This window comes from Sphingomonas sp. (assembly GCF_035555815.1).
Classification (GTDB): domain Bacteria; phylum Pseudomonadota; class Alphaproteobacteria; order Sphingomonadales; family Sphingomonadaceae; genus Sphingomonas.
On record NZ_DATMGG010000221.1, the window covers coordinates 1 to 1,668 of the forward strand.

The 1,668-nt window shown below is 71.0% G+C and carries 1 protein-coding gene; it reads right to left on the reverse strand.

Annotated features, from left to right (window positions below; translation table 11 throughout):
* Window positions 1–1,443: TolC family protein (locus VNR91_RS12760; RefSeq protein WP_325491151.1), on the reverse strand; the 1,443-nt coding region annotated here is incomplete at its 3' end.
* Between the last annotated feature and the right edge of the window lie 225 nt (window positions 1,444–1,668).

Sequence of the window (1,668 nt, forward strand, 5' to 3'; positions counted from 1 at the left end):
CGACAGCCGCACCGCCGCCGCCATCGCCGTGATTTCCGCGTCGGCCTGGCCGATCTGCGCGTTCACCGCCTCCCGCAGCGCGTTCATCATGTCCAGCCACGATCGCCGCCCGGCGATGAACTGGCGCATATAGCTATCCGACACGCGATCCGCCGCATCCGACGCCCCGCGCGAGATCGACGCGCGCGACCGCGACGCTTCATAGGCGATCACGTCGCTGGCCATCTGGCTCTTGAGCTGTTGCTGGGCGACGCGGGTCTGCTGGTTGGCGGCATCGACCCGCAGCCGGGCGCTTTCCAGCGCGGAGAACTGGGCGAGGCCGTTCGACGTCTGCATCTTCAGCGCGACGCCGACGCGGCTGCCGTACAGGTCGCTGTAGACATATTGGCCGTTGAGCTGCGGCAGGATCTGGGCCTTGGCGATGTCCGCCTCATGCTTCAGCGTGTCGGTTTCATAGCCGAGCCGCTTGAGCGTGGGATCATAGTCCAGCGCCTCCGCGGTCAGCGCCTCGCGGTTCGCCATCTCGATATCGGGATGATAGGCGGGCACCAGCCCGAGCTTGTAGTCGGCGTCGTCGATCAGTTCCGCCAGCACGCGGATCGCGGTCAGGCGCTGCGATCGGGTGGTGGTGAGGTCCTGCGCCACCTGCGCCGCGCGCGATTTCGCCAGTTCGAGGTCGGCGAGCGGGCTCACCTCCTGATCGACGCGGCGGGCCATGGTATCGACCAGCTTCTGGTGCTGGGTCAGGCTGTCGCGCAGTAGGTCCTCCTCGCGCGCCAGCCGGGCGATCTGGAAATAGGTGTCCGACGCGGTGACCGCGAGGGTGAGCAGCGCCTCCGAATAGCCGGCGACCGCCGCCTGCTCCGCCGATCGCGCCCGGCGGATGTTCGCCCCGATACGGCCGGCGGTCCACAGCGGCAGGTCGACCGCCAGATTGGGTTCCGGGCGCCGCGAATCGTCGAGGTAGCTGAGGTCGGCGGACAGCGACGGGAAACGCGCCCATTTGGCGGTGCGGATGTCCGCCAGCGCCGCGCGGATCCGTGCGCGCGCCGCCAGCGCGGTCGGATAGTTGCGGGTGATGAGGTGGATCGCGTTTTCCAGCTCGGGGCTGGCCTCTGGCGGGCGCGGTGTCCAGGTGACGTCGAGCGAGCCGTCGCCGGTCACCGGCTCACGCGGGGGCGCCGGCGGGCCATAGGGCACCGTCGAATCGGGCATGGTCGACGGCGGCGGCGCCAGCGCCTGGCCGGCCGGGGTGGCGGAGGGGGCGGCGGTCGCCTGCCCGTCCTGCGCGCGCCCGTCCTGCGCGCGCGCCTCCGCCGGCGGCGCGTCCTGTGCCGGCGCGGCGCAGGCGGGTACGGCCGCGACGTTGCCGAGCAGCAGCGCGAGGATGCCCGCCGGTCGGCGCCAGTATTGGCGAGGCCGCTCAGGGAAGGCGTGTCTCATCAATCGATCACATTCCGGCTTTGCTTTTGGGGGAGGCCCTGGCTGGCTGCTGACATGAACCCGCCGTCCGGCCGGGGACGGCAAGCCCGATCTTCCGGCGGCTGGCGTGCCGACGGTGGCTATCCTTATCTGCCGGGTGCGTCCCCGCCCCTGGGGTGCTCCCGAAACGACGCCGGGCCGCCCGGCGCGATCCCAGAAGCTGGCGATCCCGATCGAGCGGCACGA